Annotated in this window: 18 protein-coding genes and 1 pseudogene; 11 read left to right on the plus strand and 8 right to left on the minus strand. The window is 50.0% G+C overall.

Annotation, left to right across the window (positions count from 1 at the left end):
- The 6 genes and pseudogenes from ACS5NO_RS07590 to ACS5NO_RS07615 form a co-directional block, all read left to right on the plus strand.
- Positions 1 to 171 (plus strand): annotated as a pseudogene (locus ACS5NO_RS07590) (RagB/SusD family nutrient uptake outer membrane protein); the annotation flags it as partial.
- A gap of 114 nt (positions 172 to 285) precedes the next feature.
- The gene (locus ACS5NO_RS07595; protein WP_439414578.1) at positions 286 to 3474 is read left to right on the plus strand and encodes a DUF1553 domain-containing protein; all 3189 of its coding nucleotides are present in this window, start codon (positions 286 to 288) and stop codon (positions 3472 to 3474) included.
- 130 nt (positions 3475 to 3604) lie between these two features.
- Positions 3605 to 5050, plus strand: a complete 1446-nt coding sequence (locus ACS5NO_RS07600) for a DUF1501 domain-containing protein (RefSeq protein ID WP_150881058.1) — start codon at positions 3605 to 3607, stop codon at positions 5048 to 5050.
- Positions 5051 to 5333: 283 nt separating this feature from the next.
- Positions 5334 to 5843 (plus strand): hypothetical protein, encoded by a 510-nt coding sequence (locus ACS5NO_RS07605; RefSeq protein ID WP_439414579.1) that lies wholly within the window; start codon positions 5334 to 5336, stop codon positions 5841 to 5843.
- A complete protein-coding gene (locus tag ACS5NO_RS07610) occupies positions 5836 to 6690 on the plus strand; it encodes a hypothetical protein (protein ID WP_439414580.1) in 855 nt (284 codons plus the stop codon). Before ACS5NO_RS07605 ends, ACS5NO_RS07610 begins: the two co-directional genes overlap by 8 nt.
- Positions 6691 to 7128: 438 nt before the next feature.
- Complete coding sequence (locus tag ACS5NO_RS07615) at positions 7129 to 8256, plus strand: serine hydrolase domain-containing protein (RefSeq protein ID WP_439414581.1); 1128 nt, start codon at positions 7129 to 7131, stop codon at positions 8254 to 8256.
- A 40-nt stretch (positions 8257 to 8296) separates the two neighbouring features.
- Here ACS5NO_RS07615 and ACS5NO_RS07620 read toward each other — a convergent pair whose 3' ends face one another.
- From ACS5NO_RS07620 to ACS5NO_RS07630, 3 genes are read right to left on the minus strand one after another with little or no spacing between them, the layout of a single operon-like run.
- A complete protein-coding gene (locus ACS5NO_RS07620) occupies positions 8297 to 8776 on the minus strand; it encodes a hypothetical protein (protein WP_439414582.1) in 480 nt (159 codons plus the stop codon).
- A gap of 42 nt (positions 8777 to 8818) precedes the next feature.
- The gene (locus tag ACS5NO_RS07625) at positions 8819 to 10405 is read right to left on the minus strand and encodes an N-acyl-D-amino-acid deacylase family protein (protein ID WP_439414583.1); all 1587 of its coding nucleotides are present in this window, start codon (positions 10403 to 10405) and stop codon (positions 8819 to 8821) included.
- 3 nt (positions 10406 to 10408) lie between these two features.
- Positions 10409 to 11017, minus strand: coding sequence for a CbrC family protein (locus ACS5NO_RS07630; protein ID WP_439414584.1), 609 nt, complete (start codon positions 11015 to 11017; stop codon positions 10409 to 10411).
- 325 nt (positions 11018 to 11342) lie between these two features.
- On the opposite strand from ACS5NO_RS07630, the gene ACS5NO_RS07635 reads away from it, so the two are divergent.
- On the plus strand, positions 11343 to 12173 hold the full coding sequence (locus ACS5NO_RS07635; RefSeq protein WP_439414585.1) for a class I SAM-dependent methyltransferase: 831 nt from the start codon (positions 11343 to 11345) through the stop codon (positions 12171 to 12173).
- Positions 12174 to 12185: 12 nt separating this feature from the next.
- Here ACS5NO_RS07635 and ACS5NO_RS07640 read toward each other — a convergent pair whose 3' ends face one another.
- On the minus strand, positions 12186 to 14291 hold the full coding sequence (locus ACS5NO_RS07640; protein ID WP_439414586.1) for a tetratricopeptide repeat-containing sensor histidine kinase: 2106 nt from the start codon (positions 14289 to 14291) through the stop codon (positions 12186 to 12188).
- A gap of 298 nt (positions 14292 to 14589) precedes the next feature.
- The gene (locus ACS5NO_RS07645) at positions 14590 to 15009 is read right to left on the minus strand and encodes a hypothetical protein (RefSeq protein ID WP_439414587.1); all 420 of its coding nucleotides are present in this window, start codon (positions 15007 to 15009) and stop codon (positions 14590 to 14592) included.
- A 164-nt stretch (positions 15010 to 15173) separates the two neighbouring features.
- Here ACS5NO_RS07645 and ACS5NO_RS07650 point away from each other — a divergent pair, with 164 nt between their 5' ends.
- Positions 15174 to 15830: a hypothetical protein gene (locus tag ACS5NO_RS07650; RefSeq protein ID WP_439414588.1), complete on the plus strand. Its 657-nt coding sequence runs from the start codon at positions 15174 to 15176 to the stop codon at positions 15828 to 15830.
- A gap of 88 nt (positions 15831 to 15918) precedes the next feature.
- On the opposite strand, the gene ACS5NO_RS07655 is transcribed toward ACS5NO_RS07650, so the two are convergent.
- From ACS5NO_RS07655 to ACS5NO_RS07665, 3 genes are all read right to left on the minus strand, one after another.
- Positions 15919 to 16644, minus strand: a complete 726-nt coding sequence (locus ACS5NO_RS07655; RefSeq protein WP_439414589.1) for a YoaK family protein — start codon at positions 16642 to 16644, stop codon at positions 15919 to 15921.
- A gap of 195 nt (positions 16645 to 16839) precedes the next feature.
- Positions 16840 to 17637 carry a hypothetical protein gene (locus ACS5NO_RS07660; RefSeq protein WP_439414590.1) on the minus strand — a complete coding sequence of 266 codons (798 nt, stop codon included), beginning with the start codon at positions 17635 to 17637 and terminating at the stop codon, positions 16840 to 16842.
- Positions 17638 to 17829: 192 nt separating this feature from the next.
- Positions 17830 to 20781 carry an excinuclease ABC subunit UvrA gene (locus ACS5NO_RS07665; protein WP_439414591.1) on the minus strand — a complete coding sequence of 984 codons (2952 nt, stop codon included), beginning with the start codon at positions 20779 to 20781 and terminating at the stop codon, positions 17830 to 17832.
- Between the two features lie 117 nt (positions 20782 to 20898).
- Between ACS5NO_RS07665 and ACS5NO_RS07670 the strand changes: the two genes are divergently transcribed.
- The 3 genes from ACS5NO_RS07670 (at position 20899) to ACS5NO_RS07680 (ending at position 23112) form a co-directional block, all read left to right on the plus strand.
- Positions 20899 to 21528 (plus strand): MgtC/SapB family protein, encoded by a 630-nt coding sequence (locus tag ACS5NO_RS07670; RefSeq protein WP_439414592.1) that lies wholly within the window; start codon positions 20899 to 20901, stop codon positions 21526 to 21528.
- Positions 21529 to 21720: 192 nt separating this feature from the next.
- Entirely contained in the window at positions 21721 to 22362 is a 642-nt protein-coding gene (locus tag ACS5NO_RS07675; protein ID WP_439414593.1) for a hypothetical protein, read from the plus strand.
- A 162-nt stretch (positions 22363 to 22524) separates the two neighbouring features.
- On the plus strand, positions 22525 to 23112 hold the full coding sequence (locus tag ACS5NO_RS07680) for an RNA polymerase sigma factor (protein ID WP_439414594.1): 588 nt from the start codon (positions 22525 to 22527) through the stop codon (positions 23110 to 23112).
- The last annotated feature ends 103 nt before the right edge of the window (positions 23113 to 23215 follow it).

Genomic DNA, 23215 nt, shown 5'->3' on the forward strand with positions numbered 1-23215 from the left:
TTGCGGAAGGTGTACAACGACAAGACGAACGGCTTCGACAACTTCGTGGGTCACGTGAACCCGAGTTCGAACCAGGCGTTGCAGGAGAAGCATTTGCTGTTGCCGCTGGGCAAGCAGGAGATGCTCAACAACCCGAACCTGAAACCACAGAATCCGGGGTATCCGAACTAAAAGTGGGTAAATTCTTGTATAATACTGGAATAGCACAAAATAAAAAAGCCGAAATTGCAGTGAAAATGGTCTCACTTGTTCTGTTCGGAGTCAATGATTAGAATGAAGCTAAAAATGACGAGCCGTATTGGGATGTGGATGGCGGGATTGGCGTGCTTCTCCGGAAGTGTGCTGATTCAAAGCTGTGGTGGGGTGGAAAAACCGGCTGAAATTGAAGCGTTGGCGGATCAGCTTCCCGAGAAGGTGGATTACAACCTGCACGTGAAGCCGATTCTGTCCGACAAATGTTTTTTCTGCCACGGGCCCGATAAAGCCAGTCAGAAAGGCGGTTTGGAACTGGCGACCCGTGAAGGGGCGATGGCGGCTTTGAAAAAAGCGAAGAACAAAAAACACGCCATTGTTCCCGGCGATCTGTCGGAAAGCGAAGTCTATTACCGGCTGGTGACGACGGACGAAGACGAAATGATGCCTCCCAAGTCGTCCAACCGCGTTCTGACCCCGTACGAAAAAGCCGTGCTCCTCAAATGGATCGAAGATGGTGCGGAGTACAAACCGCACTGGGCGCTGCTCAAACCGGAAAAGGCGAAGTTGCCAACCGTAAAAGACGCCAGTTGGCCCAAAAATCCGATCGACTATTTTACGCTAAGTAAAATGGAAGAGAAGGGCTTAAAACCGTCTCCTGAAGCCGACCGGGAAAACCTGCTGCGCCGGGTTACACTGGATTTGACCGGTTTGCCGCCTACGGTGGAAGAGCAGCAGGCTTTTCTGGCCGACCGTTCGCCGAATGCCTACGAAAAAGTGGTGGATCGGTTGCTGAAGTCACCGCATTACGGGGAGAAAATGGCCGTCGACTGGCTGGATTTGTCCCGCTATGCCGACACCCACGGCTACACCGTCGATCGCTACCGGCCGATGTGGCCCTGGCGCGACTGGGTGATCAAGTCGTTTAACCAGAATCAGCGGTTCGATCAGTTTGTGACCTGGCAACTGGCAGGCGATTTGCTACCCAATGCGACGCGGGAACAACGGCTGGCGACGGCGTTCAACCGCAACCACTCCCAGAACATGGAAGGCGGGATTATCAACGAAGAGTTTCGGGTGGAATACGTCGCCGACCGCGCCAACACCGTCGGAACCGCCTTGATGGGCCTGACGGTGGAATGCGCCCGCTGCCACGACCACAAGTTCGATCCGTTTTCGCAGAAAGATTATTACAGCCTTTTCGCGTTTTTCAATAATGTGGACGAAGCCGGGCAAATTTCCTGGGACGACGCCATGCCGGTGCCGACGATGCTCCTGAGCCAGCCGAAACACGACAGCCTGCTGACGTTTCTGGATACCAAAATCAAGGCGACGGAAAGCGCAATCCGGCAGACGGCTCAGCAGGAACAACCGGCCTTTGAGCAATGGCAATCCAAAACCGCATCGGCCCTTCCGTTCGACGCTCGGAAAGGATTGCAGGCTCATTTTACGTTCGATAAGCTGGCAAACGGCAAGTTTCTGAACGCCGTCAGCAAGAAAGACAGCGGCAAGGTGCTTGATCCGGTTTTGGTGCCGGGCAAACGCGGCAACGCTTTTCAGTCCAACGGCGACGATATTCTAACGCTGGGCGAGGTCGGTATTTTCAATCGCTCGCAACCGTTCTCCATCGGCGTCTGGGTCAACATTCCCAAAGACGTTTCCAAGGCGGCTCTCGTCCACAAAGGCAACGGCGATATTCTGTACAATTTTCGGGGGTATTTCCTGAACCTGCGCGACGGCAAACCGGAGCTGCTGATGGCGCATACCTGGCCTTACAACAGCATTATTCGGATCGGAAAGCAGGTTTTGCCGAAAGAAAAATGGATTCAGTTGACCATGACCTACGATGGTTCGAGCAAAGCGAACGGCTTGCGGCTGTTTGTGGATGGGAAAGAAACCGCGCTGGTGACCGAAAAGGACAATCTCTACAAAGACATTCTGTTTAAAGGCAAACAAACCGGGTTGATGGTGGGCGCGGACATGCGCGGCCCCGGTTTCAAGAAAGGGGCGCTGGACGAACTGGTGGTGTATAACCGCGCCTTGTCGGCCCCGGAAGTGCAGGCACTGGTTCAATCGACCCAAACCCTGCCCACCGTCACAGGCGAACCGCTGAAGGACTATTATCTCAGCACGGTTTCGACGGCCTACCAGCAACAACGCGACGAATTGCAGAAACTGCGGGCGGAGCGAAACCGGATTGCGGAGGACATTCCGGAAATCATGGTGATGGAAGACATGAAAACGCCCCGGCCAACGCACATTCTCAAACGGGGTGTGTACGATGCCCCCGGCGACCCGGTTCAGCCCGACGTGCCAGCCAGCGTGTTGCCGTTTCCGAAAGAATATCCGAGAAACCGGCTCGGTCTGGCGAAGTGGCTGCTGCATCCCGACAATCCGCTGACGGCCCGGGTGACGGTCAACCGCTACTGGCAAACGTACTTCGGAACCGGCCTGGTGAAATCGGCCAATAATTTTGGCAATCAGGGCAATTTGCCCACGCATCCCGAATTGCTCGACTGGCTGGCGGTTCAGTTCCGGGAAACCGGCTGGAATGTAAAAGCCATGCAGAAACTGCTGGTGCTATCGGCAACCTACCGGCAATCGTCGCGCGGGCGACCGGACTTGCAGCAGAAAGATCCGGAAAATACATGGCTCGCCCGTGGCCCGATGTTCCGGTTGACCGCCGAAATGATTCGGGATAATGCCCTGGCATCGAGCGGTTTATTGTCCGGCAATTTGGGTGGTGAAAGTGTGAAACCGTACCAGCCGGAAGGCTTGTGGGCGGTGAACAACACGACGTATGAGCAGGACAAAGGCGAAAAATTATACCGCCGGAGTCTGTACACGTTCTGGCGTCGAACCAACCCGCCCCCGTCGATGAACACCTTCGATGCGCCCTCGCGGAGTTATTGCGTGGTGCAGCGGCAGAAAACCAGCACACCCTTGCAGGCGTTGGTGCTGCTCAACGATCCGCAGTTTGTCGAAGCTGCCAAAGTGGTGGCGGCCCGGTCGATTGCGCCCGGCAAACCGCTACCCGACCAATTGACCCACCTGTTCCGGTTGCTGACCAGCCGAAAACCGGTCGAAAAAGAGTTGACGATTCTGACGAAACTATACCAGCAGGAATACCAGAAATTCCGGAAAAGTCCCGCCAAAATGCAGGGCTGGATTGACGCTGGCGAATACAAACTGACCCAAACAACCGAGAAACCAGCTCTGGCGGCCGGTGCCGTCGTCGCCAGTGCGGTGATGAACTCGGAAGCGTTTATTACGAAACATTAGATAGTTTTCGGTATACGGTTTTCTGTTTACGGTGGCTGACGCAGGCTTGCTGACGCGCCTTTATTCGTGCGATAGCCCAAATGCGTCAGCCACCGTAAACAGAAAACCGTATACCGTAAACCTGAAAAACATGAAAGAGAAACTCGCGCAAAGTCTGGCCGATACCTTCAACCGGCGGTCTTTTCTGAACAAAGCTTCCTGGGGCCTGGGTTCGCTGGCGTTGGGCTCGTTGTTGCCTTCGCAGCTTTTCTCCAACCCGGCCGAACGCATCGAAACCGTACCGAACCGCGCGCCGAAAGCCAAGCGGGTCGTGTATCTGTTTCAGAGCGGGGGGCCGTCGCAACTGGAGACGTTCGATTACAAACCGTATCTGGAAAAAATGCACGGCAAAGACCTGCCCGCGTCGGTGCGGAAAGGCCAGCGGTTGACGAGCATGAGCGCCCAACAATCGGCATTGCCGCTGGTGAGTTCGCCCTACAAGTTTGCCCAGTACGGCAAAAGTGGTGCGTGGGCGAGTGAATTGATGCCGTATACCGGAAAAGTGGCCGACGATCTGTGTTTCATCAAATCGATGTACACCGAGCAGATCAACCACGACCCGGCATTGACGTTTTTCCAGACTGGCAATCAACTGGCCGGGCGGCCCAGCATCGGTTCGTGGGTGAGCTACGGGCTGGGTTCGGCCAATGAAAATCTGCCTGCTTTCATCGTGATGGTGTCGAAAGATGCCCCGCAGGATCAGCCGTTGTATGCCCGGTTGTGGGGCAACGGTTTTCTGCCGTCGAAACACCAGGGTGTGCAGTTTCGCTCCGGCAACGACCCAGTTTTGTATCTGAGCAATCCCAACGGCTACAGTTCGGCGGATCGGCGGTCGATGCTTGATGCGCTGAAGGATCTGAACCAGGTGCAGGAGGAAATCTACGGCGATCCGGAAGTGTCGAACCACATTGCGCAGTATGAAATGGCGTTTCGGATGCAGACGTCGGTGCCGGAAGTGAACGATTTGTCCGACGAGCCGGATTGGGTGTTCGATCTGTACGGCGAATCGGCCCGGAATCCGGGGACGTATGCCGCCAACTGCCTGATGGCCCGTCGGTTACTGGAGCGGGATGTGAAATTTGTGCAGTTGTATCACCAGGGCTGGGATCAGCACGGGAACTTGCCCAAGAGCATCACCAAGCAGTGCAAAGCGACCGATCAGGCGTCGGCGGCTCTGGTGCAGGACCTGAAGCAACGCGGTTTACTGGACGATACGCTCGTGGTGTGGGGCGGAGAATTTGGCCGCACGAACTACTCGCAGGGCAAACTGACGAAAGACAATTACGGCCGCGATCACCACCCGCGCTGCTTCACGATGTGGATGGCGGGGGGCGGTGTCAAACGCGGCATTACCTACGGCGAAACCGACGAATTTGGCTACAACATCATCAAAAACCCGGTCCACGTCCACGATTTTCAGGCGACCCTGCTCCACTTGCTGGGCGTCGATCACGAAAAACTGACCTACGAATTCCAGGGCCGGCGGTTTCGGCTGACGGATGTGGAAGGGAAACTGGTGAAGGGGATTTTGGCGTAAAAAACCGGGTATAGCTAATCTAAACTTAAGGTCTGTGTCTCACAGACCTTTTTTTAATCACACTTGTTAAGCTCTATTCCGACGCCTGAATCCTGACAGACCTTTTTTCTTAATCTTTTATAGTTAGTGAAGACATAGACCTTGGATTAGGAATACCTCAAAAATTCAATCTTTTTTCACGCTTGCAAAATCTCTGGGGATTATGTAGGTTGGGGGAGAAATACATATTTGTATGCTTAAAAGGTGTCGGGACATAAGGGAGAATAATAATCTATATTCCTCCTTGTTAAGTCAAATAAAGTTTGTTGATAATCGCCCAATTCTTTTTACAAGGGGAATTGGTTCTCATTGGGAGTATACATCTTTCAATTCGGAGTTACAATATCAAAACGGATCAAGTGGGAAATTTACTGGTAAACAGAAAGTTGGCGAATATAGCGATTATGGTTTTCAGATCTTTTCAGAAAGTTTTCAGCGTCCTATCTTCAGGTTTGACGCAGATGGAGTTGTGCATGAAAATAGAAATGAAACTCTTCCTATTCTTCAAAGACGAGTATTTACTCCACACTTTCACCAGTATGATGAAGAGGGAGTTGAGTTTGCGTTTCGCACCCTTGAGATAAACGAGAATGTAGCAAGAATTCAATCTGACTTAGATTTTGGATTTGCCTGCTTTTGTAGAGAAGCTAAAATTCTAATGAATAGTGGCGGACGGCCCGCTCTTAGTTTTCAGGCAAGTTTATTTATTGATTCGGAATGCCTGGATTTACATAAAGGTATAGATTTTGAATAAAGTAAACGACAGATTGGTAAGTATTTTCGAGACAATTAAGTCCGATATCTGTAACCTTGTAGAATACAGGGCTAGAGGAGAAACTATAGAAATAATTACTCAATTTACTACTCTCAATAATTGTGTAGTGTCGGTTTTTTTAAGCGTTAAAGAAGATAAAATTATTGTTTCCGATGGCGGTTGGTTGCATCGTGATAAATATAATGACCAAGGCTTAGTCGACGAATTATCTATTGTTACTAGAATCAATACACAGCTAATTGAATATTACAAAATCAAACAAACTCAGTCAAAACAAAATATTAATTACTTTTATAAAACTACCAATAAGAAAGAATTGGTGTCATCCTTAGTATTAGAACTTAGTCAATTCATTGTTGCGTCTGTTAATAGCCGAATTCTAAGCTATTCTAAAGAAGAAGATGTCAATGATAGTAAAAAGGCATTTCATGATCAGGTTAATGGATATATTAAAAGCTTATTTAGAGATGTTGAGACCAATGAATATATAAAAGTGAATGAACAATACAGAGTTAAGTTTGATTGTATTTTTCGAATAAAAGTTAGGCCGTTCCTTTTAATGTATATAAGCGGTTCTAACAATTCTGTCTTTAACAAAGATATCTCTCAAGCAGTTGTAAATTTTAATGTGGTAAACCGGAACGCAGTTGCTGATGAATACTTTACCAAAATTGCCATTCTTAATACTCAGGCTCCGGGTTATAATAAAGCAAAAAGCGATTTTTATTTAGCTGAACTACGGGAAGCTGCTGATATGCCTTTAATTGATTATTTTAATCCTGCTGAATTGACATTAATTGAAAATCTTCGACCAAAAACGGCCTGAAATCACTCCGAAGTGTGTGTCTTCATAAAACGTAACCAAAAATAAATAAGTATAGTCTACAGGAATACCTAAATTATACACACATCTTTTTGGTCGCTTAGCGACCGAATGTTTGTAGAAAAGACGCTGATTCGATCTCATTCGATCGCTACGCGACCAGAAAGAGGGCGTGAATTTTACCAGCTACAAACATTAAGTCGCTACGCGACAAAAATCTGCCTCAAAGATTTATATATCCCGATCACTAGAATCCCGTTGCCCAGCACGGATAAAAGGCCACACAGCGATTCGCAAACCAAGAGCGGTTTTACTAAACAACATAACTCTGGAATTAGCCAATCCCAATCCCCTCCAACCGAAAATTCCCCCCAATCCTACTTCCCTCTGCAACCATCCAGCCCAATTCGTCATCTTTCGTCCATCAATCGGACAAATAGCATGACCGCGACCCCTCTTCTTTTAACGTTCGTGACCTTATTCAACCTGCTGGCGGCTTCCGGTCAGGCCCAGAACAAACCGGCTGATCCGGCTTTTCCTCAGCTTGACCGGGCCGTTAGGCAACTCATGGATAGCGCGAACGTACCCGGCCTGTCGCTGGTGTGGATTCAGAAGGGGCAGTTTGTCTATCAAAAAGCCTACGGTTTCACCAAAGCCGACTCAACCCAACGCGTGGATGTCAATACCGTCTTCGAAGCCGCTTCGTTGACCAAGCCCCTCTTTGCGTATGCGGTTTTGCAATTGGTGGAAGAAGGGCGTCTGGATCTGGATAAACCGCTGGTCGATTACCTGCCTTATCCGGACGTGGCCGACGATGAGCGGTATACGAAAATCACGGCCCGGCTGGTGTTGAGCCACCGCTCGGGATTTCCGAACTGGCGCAAAAACCGCCGATCCTCCCAACTGGCAATGGTTCGCGCGCCCGGTGAACGGTTTGGGTATTCCGGGGAAGGATTCGTCTATCTGCAAAAAGTCGTGGAAAAAATCACGGGCGAACCGATCAACGCGTTCATGGAAAACCGGGTCCTGAAACCGCTGGGGATGGCGCACAGCAGCTTTGTCTGGCAACCGGCCTTCACCGCCAATTACGCCCAGCCGCACGACGAATCGGGAAACGTTGGGCAAAAATACCAACCGGCGCAGGCCAACATGGCCTATTCCCTGCACACCACCGCTCCGGATTATGCCCGGTTTGTGCTGGCTCTTCTCAACGTAACGGGACTGAAACCCGCCACGGTCGATCAGATGCTGAGTCCGCAAAGCCAGTTGCCCACCCGGTTTTCCGGCTCCGATACACTGGCGGCCGGTTCCTACTGGGGATTAGGAATTGGCCTGGAACAAACACCGGCGGAAACCTATTTCTGGCACTGGGGCGATAATGGCGCTTTCAAATGTTTCGTCCTGGCGAACCGCACGCGCAAAGACGCGGTGGTCTATTTCGCCAATGGATCGAACGGCCTGGATTTCGCCGACGAGATTGTCCGCCAGACGGTGGGTGGCCAGCATCCGGCCTTTGCATTTCTGGGAATTAACTGGCAGCAGAAAGCGGGCAAGGCGGCAAAAAAATAACCCCAAAATTACTTGGTGAAGGAGGTTCTGAAGTGACAGCTTATACACCACGAGGTCTATTCATGTAGGCCAGGGTTGCGGCATTGTTGACTTCATTCCGTTCAATAACTTCAGGCGATTGATTCATCACGCCCATAAACTCGCTTATGGATTCGCGTGATAATATACCATCGAATTCAAGAAACTGAAAGATGCTTAAGATTTCAAGATCACGAACACCGGATTTTCTTACGAGGTGCCGTCGCTCGCGAAGCACTACGATGTCCTTGAAATTGCTGTAACTCAGCATAAATTCACAGAATAACCCATTTTTATGCCATTCCCCTCTTTCAAATTCATCGAGCAGTCGTTTCTCCTCCTTAACTTTTGGGTGAAGGAACATCGCATGAGCTAATTCCTTCGTGGCATCCGTTCCACTTTCTTCGTTCTCAGCACGCGTGGTAATCCACAATTGACCCCCCAGGGAATCTTCGTCGTCGTCGTCGAAAATTATTGCATAATCAACTAATCGTAAAGCCATTGAAAAATCAGTTTAGACACCTAAATATGCTCATCGAACCCGTTACTCCGCCTTTCCCACAAATCCTTTCCCCATCAACACCTGCCCCGGCCGCTTCCCGTTGTGTTTGCCGTTTTCAACGACTGGAATCCCGTTGACCAAAACGTACGAAAAACCGGTCGAATACGCGTGCGGTATGTCATACGTCGATTGATCGGATACGGTTTTTTCGTCGAAAATCACAAGGTCGGCGGCAAAACCGGTTTTCAGAATGCCGCGATCATCGAGCTTAAACCGCTGGGCGGGCAACGACGACATCCGCCGGACGGCTTCCTCCACCGGAATCACTTTTTTGTCCCGAACATACATTCCTAACACGCGGGCGTTCGTGCCGTATCCGCGCGGGTGCGGCATACCGGATTGAAACCGTGCTACGCCCGCATCCGACGCAATCATCGTGTTCGGGTAGCGCATGATCGTGGCTACATCATCTTCCGACATCGTATGGTAGACCATCTGAATGCGTTTCATGGCGGTTTTGTCCATCAGTTCCAGTACCAGATCGGCTTCGGTTTCGGCGTTGTTTTTTCGGCCCAGTTTCTGATTGATTTTGCTGATGCTCAGGCCGTTGAAGGTGGTGTCGGCGGGGTAATAAGCCACCACCGCGTAATCGTAGTTTTTACGGTCGTTTTTCTTCAAACCGTCGAGCATTTCCTTCCGGATTTTGGTGCGGGTGGCCGGATCACGGAACCGGAGTAAGGTCGCCGAATCGCCGTCGGCCAGCGCCCAGGACGGAACAATGCTGGCGAGTGATGTGCTCGAAGCGGTATACGGATATTGATCGACGGTTACGTCAAGCCCCTCGCGCCGGGCGGCTTCCACCATTGCCACGGTTTCGATGCTGGAACCCCAGATCGGTTTACTGGCGACTTTAAAGTGCGAAATCTCGACCGGAATCCCGGCTTCGCGGCCAATCTGAATGGCTTCTTCGATGGCTTTTTTGACGTCCTGCCCTTCGTTGCGCATGTGCGACGCGTAGACGCCCCCGTAGCGCGACGCCATTTTGGCCAGATTGACGATTTCGGGGGTGCGGGCGTAGGTGCCGGGCGTGTAAATCAAACCGGTCGAAATTCCGACGGCACCGTCTTTCATGGCCTGTTCAACGAGGGCTTCCATCTCGGTCTGTTCTTTGGCGGTCGGTTCGCGGAAGGCCATTTTCATCACTTTCAGCCGTACGGTATTGTGGCCGATCATCGACGCCAGGTTGGGCGAAAAACCGCCGATGCGCAGCGAATCGAAGAAGGTGCGCAGGTTGGTGGCCGAACTCCCGCAATTGCCGGTGACGAGGGTCGTAACGCCGTCGTAGAGGAAATTCTCGGCACCGGGACGGTCCTGCAAACTGCCTTCCACGTGCGTGTGAACGTCGATGAAACCGGGGGCCACGAGCTGGTTTTTGGCGTCGATCACGGTTTTGCCGTCGGTGGCCGGGATTTTTCCGATGCGGGCGACTTTGCCGTTCTGAATGGCCACATCGGCGTAGTACCACGGATTGCCCGTGCCGTCGACCACGCGACCGTTTTTGATGACCAGATCGAACGACTGGCCGTAGGAGAACGTGCTGATGAAGAGGAAGTAAAGCAGGTGTTTCATGGATTAATCAGAGTCCCAAAGGGTGATGATCTGGTCGGAATGCAGACTTTTAAACACATAAAAAAGCGTACTGTAGTTGCTGCTGGCGGCATAATCCGGAATGGCCTTTTTCGGAACGTCTTCCCATAATTCCCCCGGTTCGCACTCTTCCTTCAGGGTGTAATAGAGGGATTGTTCGAACAAGGATTGCGCATCAGAATCGTTGGCCAATTGCTTGTAGAGCGGTTTTGAACCGTAGCCGATAAAGCGGGCATAGTCACCGTCGGCGCAGGGCCATTCCCAATCCTGCCAGGTTACGAGATGCGGGGTGGTTTTCTCCAGTTCGAGCGTTTTGTGGTCGGCCAGATCGTCGATGTCAGCTTTATTCAGCGCTGGATTGGCTTCATGGAGCTGCCGTTTTAATTCCGCCACATCGCCCTGACAGGTATAGCTATCCCGTTCGTAAAGCCGGCCGTTTGATAAACATTCCGGGCAAATAAAAGCAAGTTCGTCTTCGCCGAAAAATCCAGCCGCGTCGAAACAGGGTTTTTGCCGGTGGCACAGATCGCAGCGCGAATTTTCGTCGCTGACGCCAACAAAAAGCTCCGGTTGATCAAGGTAGGTGAAGGTCATAACAGATGGCCCTTTTGTGGTGCCAGACACTAACTTAACAAACAAACGCCGGATTTGCCAGTGGAGGGGATCTGCAAATGAAGTACCGCCCGATTAAATCACGCCCGTTGGAACGTGGATTGAATGAATAGTGCAAGCGCCGAAAGGAGAAATCCGGTATTCCGCATCAGGGGTTACAGATTGACGGGTAGCGAACTCTAGTTATTAAAAAAGTTATGATTTTTGCCCGGATTTTAAGGCTGTCAATAAGGATAGTTCAAAACGGGAATGAAGGCAATCCCGACATTTTTCCTAAATTGCAAGCTTACCAGTAGAAATCACCACGATGGGATTAAAAAGTTTGCTGCCCAATTCACTCAAAACCTCCCTAAAAAAGATCATTCCAATCGAAATGATCGACCGGCTGGAGTTGCTGACCGGTGAACGCGACGCGTTGACGCCACCCTCCCGAATGATCTTCATCGGCGACGGTGATTTCAAGGCCGTTGGGGTAAAATCGGTTGATCACATCAAGGAACTGGTTGGATTACATTCAACGGATAACGTTCTGGATGTTGGCAGTGGAATTGGCCGGGTTGCGATTCCCTTAACGGACTATATCTCCGCCCCGGGCAGCTACGACGGGATCGAGATCGTTAAAAACGGCGTGGATTGGTGTACGAAAGAAGTAACGAAGCGGTTTCCGCATTTCCGCTTTCACCACCTGAATGTCTATAACAAGATGTATAACCCGCTCGGAACCATGCAGGGACACGAGCTGCGGTTTCCGTTCGAGTCTTCGACGTTTAGTCTGGTGATTCTGAATTCGGTGTTTACCCACATGCTCGAGAACGACTTTGAGCAGTATCTGGCCGAAATTTCGCGGGTCATGAAAAAAGGGGGACGAGCCTATATAACCATGTTTTTGCTCAACAGCGAGTCGCGCAAAGCCAACGCAGAAGGTAAAAGCCTGTATGGCCGTCAGTTGACGCCGTTTACGGAACGCACCATGGTGCATATTCAGGAACTGCCCGAAAGCATGATTGCCTTTGACGAAGTGTATGCCAAAGAAGCTTTTCAGAAAGCCGGCTTGACGATTCGGACGATCAATTACGGGAGCTGGGTCGGCCGCACCGGCACCATCGACTACCAGGATCTGCTGTATGTGGTGAAGTAAAAAGCGTCCGGGCTATTCCGGAAGGGGCAGCAGCACGCTGGCTTTTGTTCCGGCCGATTCGCCGGACTCCAGCCAGAACCGGCCGCCGATCGTCTCGGCGCGTTCCCGGATGTTGTGCAGGCCGGTACCGCCTTCCACCGACGGGTTCAGCCCGATGCCGTCGTCCAATACCTGTATGGCCAGCCATTTGTCATACCAGATCAGCTTGATATGAGCCTGCCGGGCCTGGGCATGACGAAGAATGTTCGTGCATAGTTCGAGGCAGATCACGTACAGGTTGAACTTGACTTCCGGGCTGAGCGGCAGCTTGCCGCTGGGGTCATAATTCAGCGAAAAAATCGTTTTTTCGACCAGATTCAACTTTTTAACCAGACTTTTGAGCGATACCAGCAAGTCCTGCTGGAGCAATTGTTCCGGCAAAATGTTGCGCGACAGTTGATGAACCTGCGCGACGGCGTCGTTGAGCAGGTTCAGGCTGTTTTCGTACAGGGTTTTGTTGCGGGGTGATAAAATATCGGCGTCCATCGTTTGGAACGTCATCTTGGTGGCACCGAGCAGACTGCTCACCCGGTCGTGGAGTTCGGTTGCCACGCGTTTGCGCTCAAGGGTCTGGCCTTTGATCAGCGCCATTTCAATCTCCCGGTTTTTGGTCCGCAACGCCAGGTTGGTTCGCCGGAGCCGCAGGCTATAATACAGCAGCAGAAACCCCAGCGAGCTGATGATGGCAATCCCAACGTACAACAGATTGCGGATGCGTTTCTGTGCCGACAGGCCCAGCCGGAGCTGGTCGATGTGTAGCTGCTTGATGGTGGCTTGCTGGGTGGCCTGCTTCTGAGCGGCAGCGGTTTTTAGTTGCTGCGTTTCGAGCTGGTGTTTCAGGGCGTTGGTCTGGGCCAGCCGACGGAATTCATTTGTTTTGAAGGTGTTGTTAAGCCGGTCGATTTCAGCCTGTTTCGCCAGCGTCTGGTAGCGCTGGTTTTGCAACAACCGCTCCTGGCGGTAGGCCGTTTCGAGTCGTTCGCGGTCGAACTGGGCCTTGCTTCGCAGGCTTTCGGTCTGGTTGATGGCCCGTTGTTCCTCCCGTTTTTTGTCGTTATAAAGTCGCTGGTAAACAAAGGCACTTTTCCAGTCCTGCTGGTGCTCATAGGCATTCATCAGCACGGAATAGGCCGTTAGCATGGGCGCGTACACCTTCTGATTCTTCGTCAGGGCCTCTTTCGCGTTGGCAATGGCCTCGTCATACTGCTTGATACCGAGATAAGAAACCGCCAGATCGGCCAGCGCGTCGGCCTGAGGAAGGGGCGCGTTGAGCTGCTCCCAGTACGCCACCGACTGTTTCAGGTACGGAATGGCCTGGGTGAATTTCTGCTGGAGGTTATACACCAGGCCGATGTCGTTGGTCAGGTAAGCTTTGTTGGAAATCGACACCCTGGGTTGTTGGTTCAGAATGTCCCACGCCCGGAGGTAGTGCATTTCAGCCTCCGCCATCTGCTGCTGCCCTTTGTAGGCATTGGCCAGAAGCCGGTGGAGGTCGGACAAATGAACGGGGTCGATTTTTTTGTCTTTGCCAAACCACGCAATGCTCTTCTGCAAATAGGCCACGGCTTCGCCATTCTCCCCGATCGAACTGCTGATGTGGCCGAGATTCCGGTAGATGCGCCAGAAATAGAGGGCATATACCTCCGGGGCGGTTTCGATCAGCGACAGCAGGCGGTGGTTCAGTTTGATCGCCCGGGGGTAATCGGTTTTGACCTCCCGGTAATACCGTTCGGTAACCAGCAGTCCTTTAATCTGGTATTTGATATTCTTTTTCCGCTCGGCGAGGTGGATGAGGTGGTTAGCCACCAGCAGCGCACTGTCGCGGTGGGTCATGCCACTGTAGTGGACATACGCCATAAAATGCAGGTATTCCATCCGGGCGGTATCGACCATGGGGGCGGGGTGCAGCCGGTCGAGGCCAAGCAGCCGGATGCGGGTGGTTTTCAACAAACTATCCACATAAGCCCGGTCCATACGTCGGTCGAAGTCAAAAGGCGGGGTGTAATACCGCTGGGCCAGCAGGGAAGCGGATGAACCCAGCCAACTGATCAGCAAAATGACTCGTTGAAACCATTTCATAGACACCTTGAACACTCAAAACCCCCTTATTTCACACGTGTGGCGACGATTGGATCTAAAACGCACCGGATTCAGTGCCAAAAAACCACGGATACCGTTGATTTTTTGGACAGCAGGAAAAGTGACCTTTGCATCGGTAATAAACTGATACACACACTTAAAAGTAACACCTCTTCGGGATTGAAACGAATCACATCACCGCCGATTTACTAAACGGTGATCACGACCCGGCTTTGGTCCGGGTCATGAACGGCATCCGCTGATAGCGGGTAGTCCCTTTTTTAATTTCCACATCCATTCAATTCGCCCGCTCGAATGGGTCGGTGTTGTAGGTAATTTCTATCGGCTCGTCTGATCGCAAAGCCGCCGGATTTATAAGCTGGATTCGGTTCGCGACGGGGTTGTATTGATAATCTTTTCCGGCTTGTAAAATGGCATCTCCTGCTTTGACCGTTATAGTCTTCTCATCGATGCCAAGTGTCGGCAAAAAAAACGCTCCTTGTTCCAGCGTATCGACTGATTGATTTTTCCCGGGCTTTATGAAAACTGTGTGAAACCGTGGCGCAGATTGAGAAACCAGTAGCGTTCTTCTGAAGGGTGCGGATTGGTGTGAAGGAAGCGAATCAGGACCGGCGAAAGGCGTTGGCCCTTCGGCTGAATAGGCGTGATTCAGAACCGTGAAGCTGATCAACGGGGCATATACGAAGGCGGTTTTCATGGGCCGGTTTGGAGAGAAAGGTTTTGGAATACAACGGGTTACGTGTTTTTTTGTTGTATTGACTTTATGAGTCATTCTCCGGCCTCTTTTGCTGTCTATAATGGTCCAATTATTGAAGGAGCGAATGTTTTTTACGTAATGCCACACAAGTTTTACTAATTACAATGATTGTAAATAACCAGATTCAGGAGTTTGTGTTAAGAACTCTTGAATCTGGTTTAAATAGTAGTGATCGTATGAAACCGGCAATTCTTTTCTTTTTATTAATTTCTCATAGTTTCGTTGTTAAATCACAAACTATTCCGCAAAGAAATTCGATTCGCTTTGGAGCAAGCAGAGTGGGTTTAGATGCACCAGATGCGTTGGGTGCAAGGTATGAAATACATTATACAAGGCTGCTGGGTTTTTCAAGAATTAAATTTGAAGCTAAAGCGGGTGTACTTAAGACAGAATACTATGAAACTATTCATCCCACTTTTTTAAATTCCAGAAAAAGGAAAAGTCTGGATTTAGTAATAAATTATAACGTTTTTAAAAGTTACAGGCACGCTATTTATCCCGGATTCGGATTTTCAATTTGGCATCGGAAGGATCTTCTTTTGAACCAGGTACAGTATGAAACTAATTCAGATGGGACAATTTATGTCTCTTCGTTTACAACGAGAGTGTTTGATGAAATAAATATCGGACCTTATTTTAGTTTACAGTATGAGTATCGTATGTTATCGAACCTTTCGATCTCAATTCAATCCGGTTTGAACTCTTTAGGCGAAGCTGGCTGGAATTCGAATTTAGGATTGTCGCTTGGTTGTCATTTTTAATGACCCATATTTCAAGTCATAAACCAATCTCCGTTTTCACTTATAGCGCACTTAGTAAGATCGCGAAAAGGGGACATGCAGTTGTTCGTTAGCTACTTTTGAGTTTTCGTCTCAATTGAATGAGTCGGAATTTTACGTTGTCATAAATTAAACCCAAAACTAAGGCAGCCGCAGCAAAAATCAGAGCGTGAATTCCCAATTTTGAATATAAAATACCACCAATAATACCGCCGATAAAAAAGAAACTGATGATGGTCAGCCGAAGTTTTATTGACGATAGAAGTTTGTGCTTCTGTTCCCGCTCTTTGTAAAAGAACAACTGCGATAACTCAATGCCCAGGTCGGTAAAAAGCCCCGTTAAATGCGTTGTCCTGACGCTGGCATTCGAGATGGTGGTAACCAGGGAGTTCTGTAGGCCCATCGCAAAAAGCAAGCTACAGGCAATGGTATTTGGGTTTTTGATGAGCAAATCCTGTCCCCAGAAGCCGATAGTAAATAGAATCAAACATTCTATCGAAGCAGGAACTACGTAAATATAATGGTCGTCTTTTTGTGAAATAATTTCAATGACCAGGCTGGAAACAAAAGAGCCCAGGAAAAAGAAAAATATATACAGGAAGTAAACAAATCCTTGCCAAAAGTTGAGTTTGAAAACTTCTTCTACAAAAAAAGCGAAATGGCCGGTTACGTTCGTTGTCAACCGCTGAACGGCAAAAAAACCGGCTACGTTTACAATACCAGCAACGAGAGATAATAACGAAGCAATTTTTAAATTATGGCTTAACGTCCGTGTCTTCCCCTGGTGTCTAAACATGGTATGTTTTTGCTTCGTTTATCAAGGTTTTTGAAGTGGCGCAGTAAAATGGGGCATAAAGCTTTGGTGGCTTTGCAATGTTTTGAAATCGAGAACTGCCTGCCAAAACCAACGTTTATTTATTACGATTTGCTATATGCACTGTCCGGCTACTTATGCAAAATTCCTTGTTTGCAGCATGTTTACCCGTCATAATCACTCTAAGTGCATTGTGGTTTTAGATTTTATTTCGTTCGCAATGTCGGGCCTATTTGGTTTTATCCAATTGTCAAAAGCATTTTGAACAAAAAGCGATACCCAATATTGTGAATCTTCTTCAGGTGTTATACCTATATCAAGAGAGTCAATATAGTCCGTTGACATCATATAGTGATCATTTAAGTAAAAGAGATAAGCAAAATGTTGAACGAAAACAGCCGTTAAGTCCGTAGAGAAAATGTCTAATTCTCTAACTCTGTTGGGTAAACAAATTTCATTGTCATTGAGTAATAGGTTGTAATAGTAATTGTAATGAGTATGGTCGTTGCATCGGTCTCTCACACCTTTATAAAGTTTGTCTTTTGAAAGTAGGTCTGTTATTGGTTTTAATTTATCGGAGTCTTTGATATATTTTGAAATTATTCGATATTCAGGAATTGATGCTGTTCCTTTTCTCCAATTATCAATATGCTCAACAATGAAATTGTCTATATTAAAATGGTTATTTAAATACAGGTTCGTGTAGATATTGATTATCGTCGAGTCGTAATATTTTCTCAATAAAGCATAAGAGTCATTTATTCGTCCGTTTGATAACAATTCTTTGATTGAGTCAAGTGTTCCTTTTACAGAACTAAATACGTAGGTGTCTAAGTTTAAAGTTGCTTTTGTTCCTTGGCTCATAAATCTCATTGTCGTATGAGCCAAAGAGTTATAAAAATCTGCGAGATCTGAAAGTTGTCCAAATACTTTATGGTCTGTATATTCTTTTCCTAATCTTTCTAATTTGTCCATTCTTGTCTTTTTTTAGCCTTCCCATTAACTCTAAAATATGCAAAATTTTATCGTATTATCGAACTATATAGTGTTTTATATGCATAACTTTAGTTTCATCTCTTTCCCGGCCTGTATACCAAAGACCGAACACAATAATAGCCGGGCTTAGTTGTCCGGCTATTGTTGTGTTCGATAATTTTCTGACAACCGCTACACCTTCCCCCTCAAAAAATCCGCCGTATAATTCGCACCCTGCGGTAATTTCACCAGCTCTTCCGGGGTGCCGGCAAAAGTGACGTAACCGCCCGTATCCCCGCCTTCGGGGCCGAGGTCGATGAGGTAGTCGGCCGATTTGATGATCTCGGTATTGTGTTCGATGATGATCACACTGTCGCCCTGATCAACCAGCGCGTTGATGGCTTTCAGCAGCTTGCGGATGTCGTGGAAGTGCAAACCGGTGGTCGGTTCGTCAAAAATAAACAGCGTTCCGCCTTTGTTGGCGTTGCCTTTTCCCAGAAACGATGCCAGCTTAACCCGCTGTGCTTCACCACCCGACAAGGTGTTGGACGACTGCCCCAGGGTGATATAGCCCAAGCCGACGTCCTGCAACGGCATCAGTTTTTCAACCATCTTCGGTTCAGCTTTCCGGAAGTAGTCAATGGCTTCATCGACGGTCATTTCCAGAATATCCGCCACGTTTTTGTCGTTGAGCGTCACTTCCAGAATTTCCTGCTTAAACCGCTTGCCGTTACAGCCTTCGCATTTCAGGAAAATATCGGCCATGAACTGCATCTCGATCTTGACCTCGCCTTCGCCCTGACACACCTCGCAGCGACCGCCATCCACGTTGAACGAAAAGTGCGACGGTTTATAGCCCCGCGCTTTTGCCACGGGCTGTTCCGCCATCACCTGCCGCAAATAATCGTAGGCTTTGATGTACGTCACCGGGTTCGAGCGCGACGACTTACCAATCGGATTCTGGTCGATCATCTCGATGGAGGTGACGCGGTCCAGACTGCCGCCCAGGCTATCGTGCTTGCCGGCTTCTTCAGAACCGTCGCCCTTCAAACGCGTCAAGGCCGGGTACAACACCTTGCGGATCAGCGTCGATTTGCCCGAACCACTCACGCCCGTCACCACGGTCAGCGTATTCAGCGGCAACCGCACGTCCAGATCCTTCAAATTATTCTCCCGCGCGCCGTTCACCTCCAGCCAGTGCGTCGCTTTCCGCCGGAATTTCGGCACCGGCACGGTTTCTTTTCCCGTCAGAAAAGCCAGGGTGTGAGAATTATGGGTGAAGCGTGAAGAGTTATGGGTTACGACGGAGTTGCCAGGCGGTTGTTCTTCGTTCTCACGATAACTCTTCACGCTTAACTCATAACTCATAATTTCCTCCCAGGTGCCCTGAAACACCAGGTGGCCACCGTTGACACCCGCATCCGGGCCGATGTCGATGAGCTGATCGGCCGCCCGCATCACTTCCTCTTCGTGTTCGACTACAATGACGGTATTGCCCAGATCGCGGAGGGTTTCCAGCACGCTCACCAGTTGCTTGGTGTCGCGCGGGTGGAGGCCAATGCTGGGTTCATCCAGAATATACATCGATCCAACCAGCGCACTACCGAGCGAGGTTGCCAGTTTAATGCGCTGGTATTCACCGCCGGAAAGGGTGTTGGTCAGTCGGTTTAGCGTTAAATAGGTCAACCCAACACGCTCCATGTAATCCAGGCGGTTACGGATTTCGGTGAGTAGCCGCTTGCCCACTTCCTGCTGGTGCGGGGGGAGTTCCAGATTCCGAAAAAAAACGGCGGCTTCGCCAATCGGCATCAGCACAATGTCGGTGATGGATTTTTCACCGGCAATTTTTACGTAACTGGCGTCCTTCCGCAGCCGCGAACCCCGGCATTCGGGGCAGGTGGTTTTGCCGCGGTAGCGCGACAGCATCACGCGGTATTGGACCTTAAACGTCTGGCTTTCGACGAAATCGAAAAACGCGTTTAGACCCTGAAAATATTTGTTACCCGTCCAGAGAACTTCTTTCTGCTCCGGTGCCAGGTCTTTATACGGGCGGTGAATCGGAAAGTCGAACCGAATGCCGTTTTTGAGCAGCGGTTTCAGAAATTCCTCATTCATTTTCTCGCTTCGCCAGGGCGCCAGGGCCCCTTCAAAGACCGACAGATTTTTGTCGGGAATGACCAGATCCGGGTCAATGCCCAGCACTTTACCAAAACCGTCGCACCGGCGGCAGGCACCATAGGGATTGTTGAAGGTGAACAGGTTAACGCTCGGTTCTTCAAAAACCAGCCCGTCCAGTTCAAATTTATCCGAGAAAACGCGCGATTCTTTGCCCACGACATCGACCCGGCAAACGCCTTCGCCTTCGTTGAAAGCGGTCTGGATCGAATCCGAAAACCGGTACTGACTGTCTTCGTCGGGCTGCCCGTCCGCATCGAACTGAACCGTGCTGCGGTCGATCAGAATTTCCAGCGCGGCCCCCGGCGCGGGTTCTTTCACACCCTGTTCCAGCATTTCTTCCATGAACAGCACTTCGCCGTCGGCCACAATCCGGGTGTAGCCTTTCTGGAGCAATACTTTCAGCTCGTCGGCCAGCGTCCGGTCGGGGCGGATGTGCAGCGGAGCCATAATCAGCACGCGCTGTCCCTGTTCGTAGGTATACAGGTATTTAACAACGTCCGTTACCGTATCTTTGCGCACTTCCTGCCCCGAAATGGGGGAGTAGGTGATGCCCAGGCGGGCAAAAAGCAATTTCAGGTAGTCGTAAATTTCGGTGGTCGTTCCAACTGTTGAGCGGGGATTGCGGGTCGTTACCTTTTGTTCGATGGCAATGGCCGGCGACACCCCTTTGATGTAATCGACCTCGGGTTTTTCCATCCGGCCCAGAAACTGCCGGGCGTAACTGCTCAGGCTTTCGACGTACATGCGCTGACCTTCAGCAAATAACGTGTCGAACGCCAGGGAAGATTTGCCGGAGCCCGAAAGGCCGGTGATCACCACCAGTTTGTTGCGCGGAATGGCGACGTCGATGCTTTTTAGGTTGTGAACCCGGGCACCCTTGATGATAATATACTGTTTGGGATCAAGATGTTCAACGTTGGGTTGCTGAAAGGAGCCGTCAGGCGGCAGACTAACCGATAAATTCATCCTATAAATTTAGCAAAACTCTATCTTTGGACTAACGGTTTTTTTGAAAGGATGGTTTCCTTTTCAATAACGATTGCCCCCAGCCGAAGCAGGAGATGGCGTAACCAACGGAAATACATGGATTCAATTGTTCAGGAAGATATTCTGAAACTTCTGCTGGCGATGGTGCTGGGCGGTTTGATTGGCGCGGAACGCGAATACCACAGCAAATCGGCGGGACTCCGGACCACGATTCTGATCTGTGTCGGATCGGCGCTGTTCACCATCGTTTCGCGTCGTTTCAGCGACGACGACCGGATTGCGGCCAACATTGTCAACGGCATCGGTTTTCTGGGTGCCGGTATTATTTTCCGGCAGGAGACCAGCGTCAAAGGCCTGACCACGGCGGCCACCATCTGGGCCGTAGCCGCCATCGGAATGGCGGTGGGCGGTGGTTTTTACGATGTTGCCGTGGGCGGTTTTATCATCATTGGAGCCACGTTACTGGTGTTGCCGGCGCTGGCGGCCCGCATTGCCCGCGCCAATCAGGCCCGACAATTCCGAATTGTTACTACCTTTAAACACAAAACGCTGATGACGTATGAAACGCTGTTTGAGGAATGTGGGTTGCATCCCCGGCTGCAAAGCCAGCAGCGCATTGGCAACGAAATCATTGGCATCTGGCGCGTTACGGGGTCCGAAAAAGCCCACGAGCGATGTATTCAACACTTGCTGAATGACCCGGAAGTAAAAGAGTTTGGGTTTTGAGTGAGGGCATTATTGCCAGAACCCGCATTTTGCTGCTCCTAAATCCCCTAAAGGGGACTTTAGCATCCGGATTAATCGCGTCCAAGTCCCCTTTAGGGGATTTAGGGGCGGTAAGCGCAAGTTTTACTTACTAAAAACCACTATTTTTTCGTTTATAATTCAAGTGTCCATTTTTGTTCATTAATCAACTCTATGAACCTCATACAGAAAGGTTTATTGGCAATTATGCTGATAAGCAGCAGTGCCGCCTTCGGGCAAATTACCGAAGATCCCGAAGAACGACGTGAAGAAGGGAGAGATCCGTTGAAAACCAAAACGCCGGAAGGAGACCCGTTACCCTTTTCGCAGCGGCTGCGGTTTGGGGGCGGCATCAGCAATGTGTCCATTGGGAATCCTTTCAGCATTGGCGTCGCGCCCGTCATTGCCTATCAGGCTTCCGAGCGGGCCATTCTGGGCGTCGGCATCAATTATGTCTATTACCGGGCCAAATTATACTACCAGGGTGGAGCCACCGAAATCTACCGGGCCAATCAGTACGGCGGGCGGGTGTTCGGGATGTATGAGATCGTTCCCAACATTGTCAAAAACCTCTACGTTCACGGGGAATTCGAAAATACGAATGTTGGCTACACGAACTACAACATCATCCCCTACGAAACGCAGCGACGCTGGGTGAGTGCCGGCTTGGTCGGGTTAACGTATTCCCAGCCCATCAGCCGGCGGTTTGGCGTGAATTTAACGGCCTTGTACAACCTGAGTTATAATGCCGATCCGACGTTCTCGTCGTTCGTCTACGGCAGCAGTCCGTGGGTGATTCGGGTGTCGTTTTTTTAGTGGAGAGAAAAGACGCGGGAGTAGAGAATAGAGACCGTCGCAGGAATGGTTTTCTTTATTCTCTACTCCCGCGTCTTTTCTCTCTCTTTTTAGCATTAATGCCATTAGAATTATAAAAATTTCTACTTAATTCGGGTAGATTTTCAAAACCGGATTAAGACCTTGACCACCGAACGGCAACCCGACCCAATTCTCTGGAACGCCCTGAAACAAGGCGACCGGCGGGCTTTTGCCGAACTCTACGAGCGGTATTACCGCATCCTCTACAATTACGGATACAAACTGCTGCCCGACGCGGCTCTGGTGGAAGATGCCATTCAGGATTTGTTCGTGGACCTCTGGCGGATTCAGCAGAATTTGGCCGAAGCCGAATCCGTCAAGTTTTATTTGTTTCGGTCCCTGCGCCGAAAAATTCACCGCCTGAGTGAGAAAGAAAACCGGTTTTTATCCATCGACCAGGCTACATTCCCGTTTCAGACTGACACCACGCCGGAGCATCAGTTCTCCGACGGGGAGCAGCAATTGACCCGGCAACTGGCCCAAGCTCTGAAACAACTCCCTGATCGTCAGTTGGAAGTAGTCACGTTGCGGTTTTACGAAAACTTCAAAACCAGCGAGATTGCGGCCATTATGGGCATCACCGACAAGTCCGTCCGGAATACGCTGCACAAGGCCATGATCCACCTCCGCGAAAATGCCCGCTATCTGGCTCCTTTTCTGGGCCTCTTGTTGCTGCTTCTTTTGGCATAGTATCCTCCACAATCATACGTGTTTCGTTTTTTCAGCCCGCGTTTTTAACCGGGGCTGATAGAACCATTCCGGCCGTAATCAAGTCCGTAAATCCAGAGTCGGC

It is taken from the genome of Larkinella fluvii, from assembly GCF_051857545.1.
Lineage (GTDB): Bacteria > Bacteroidota > Bacteroidia > Cytophagales > Spirosomataceae > Larkinella.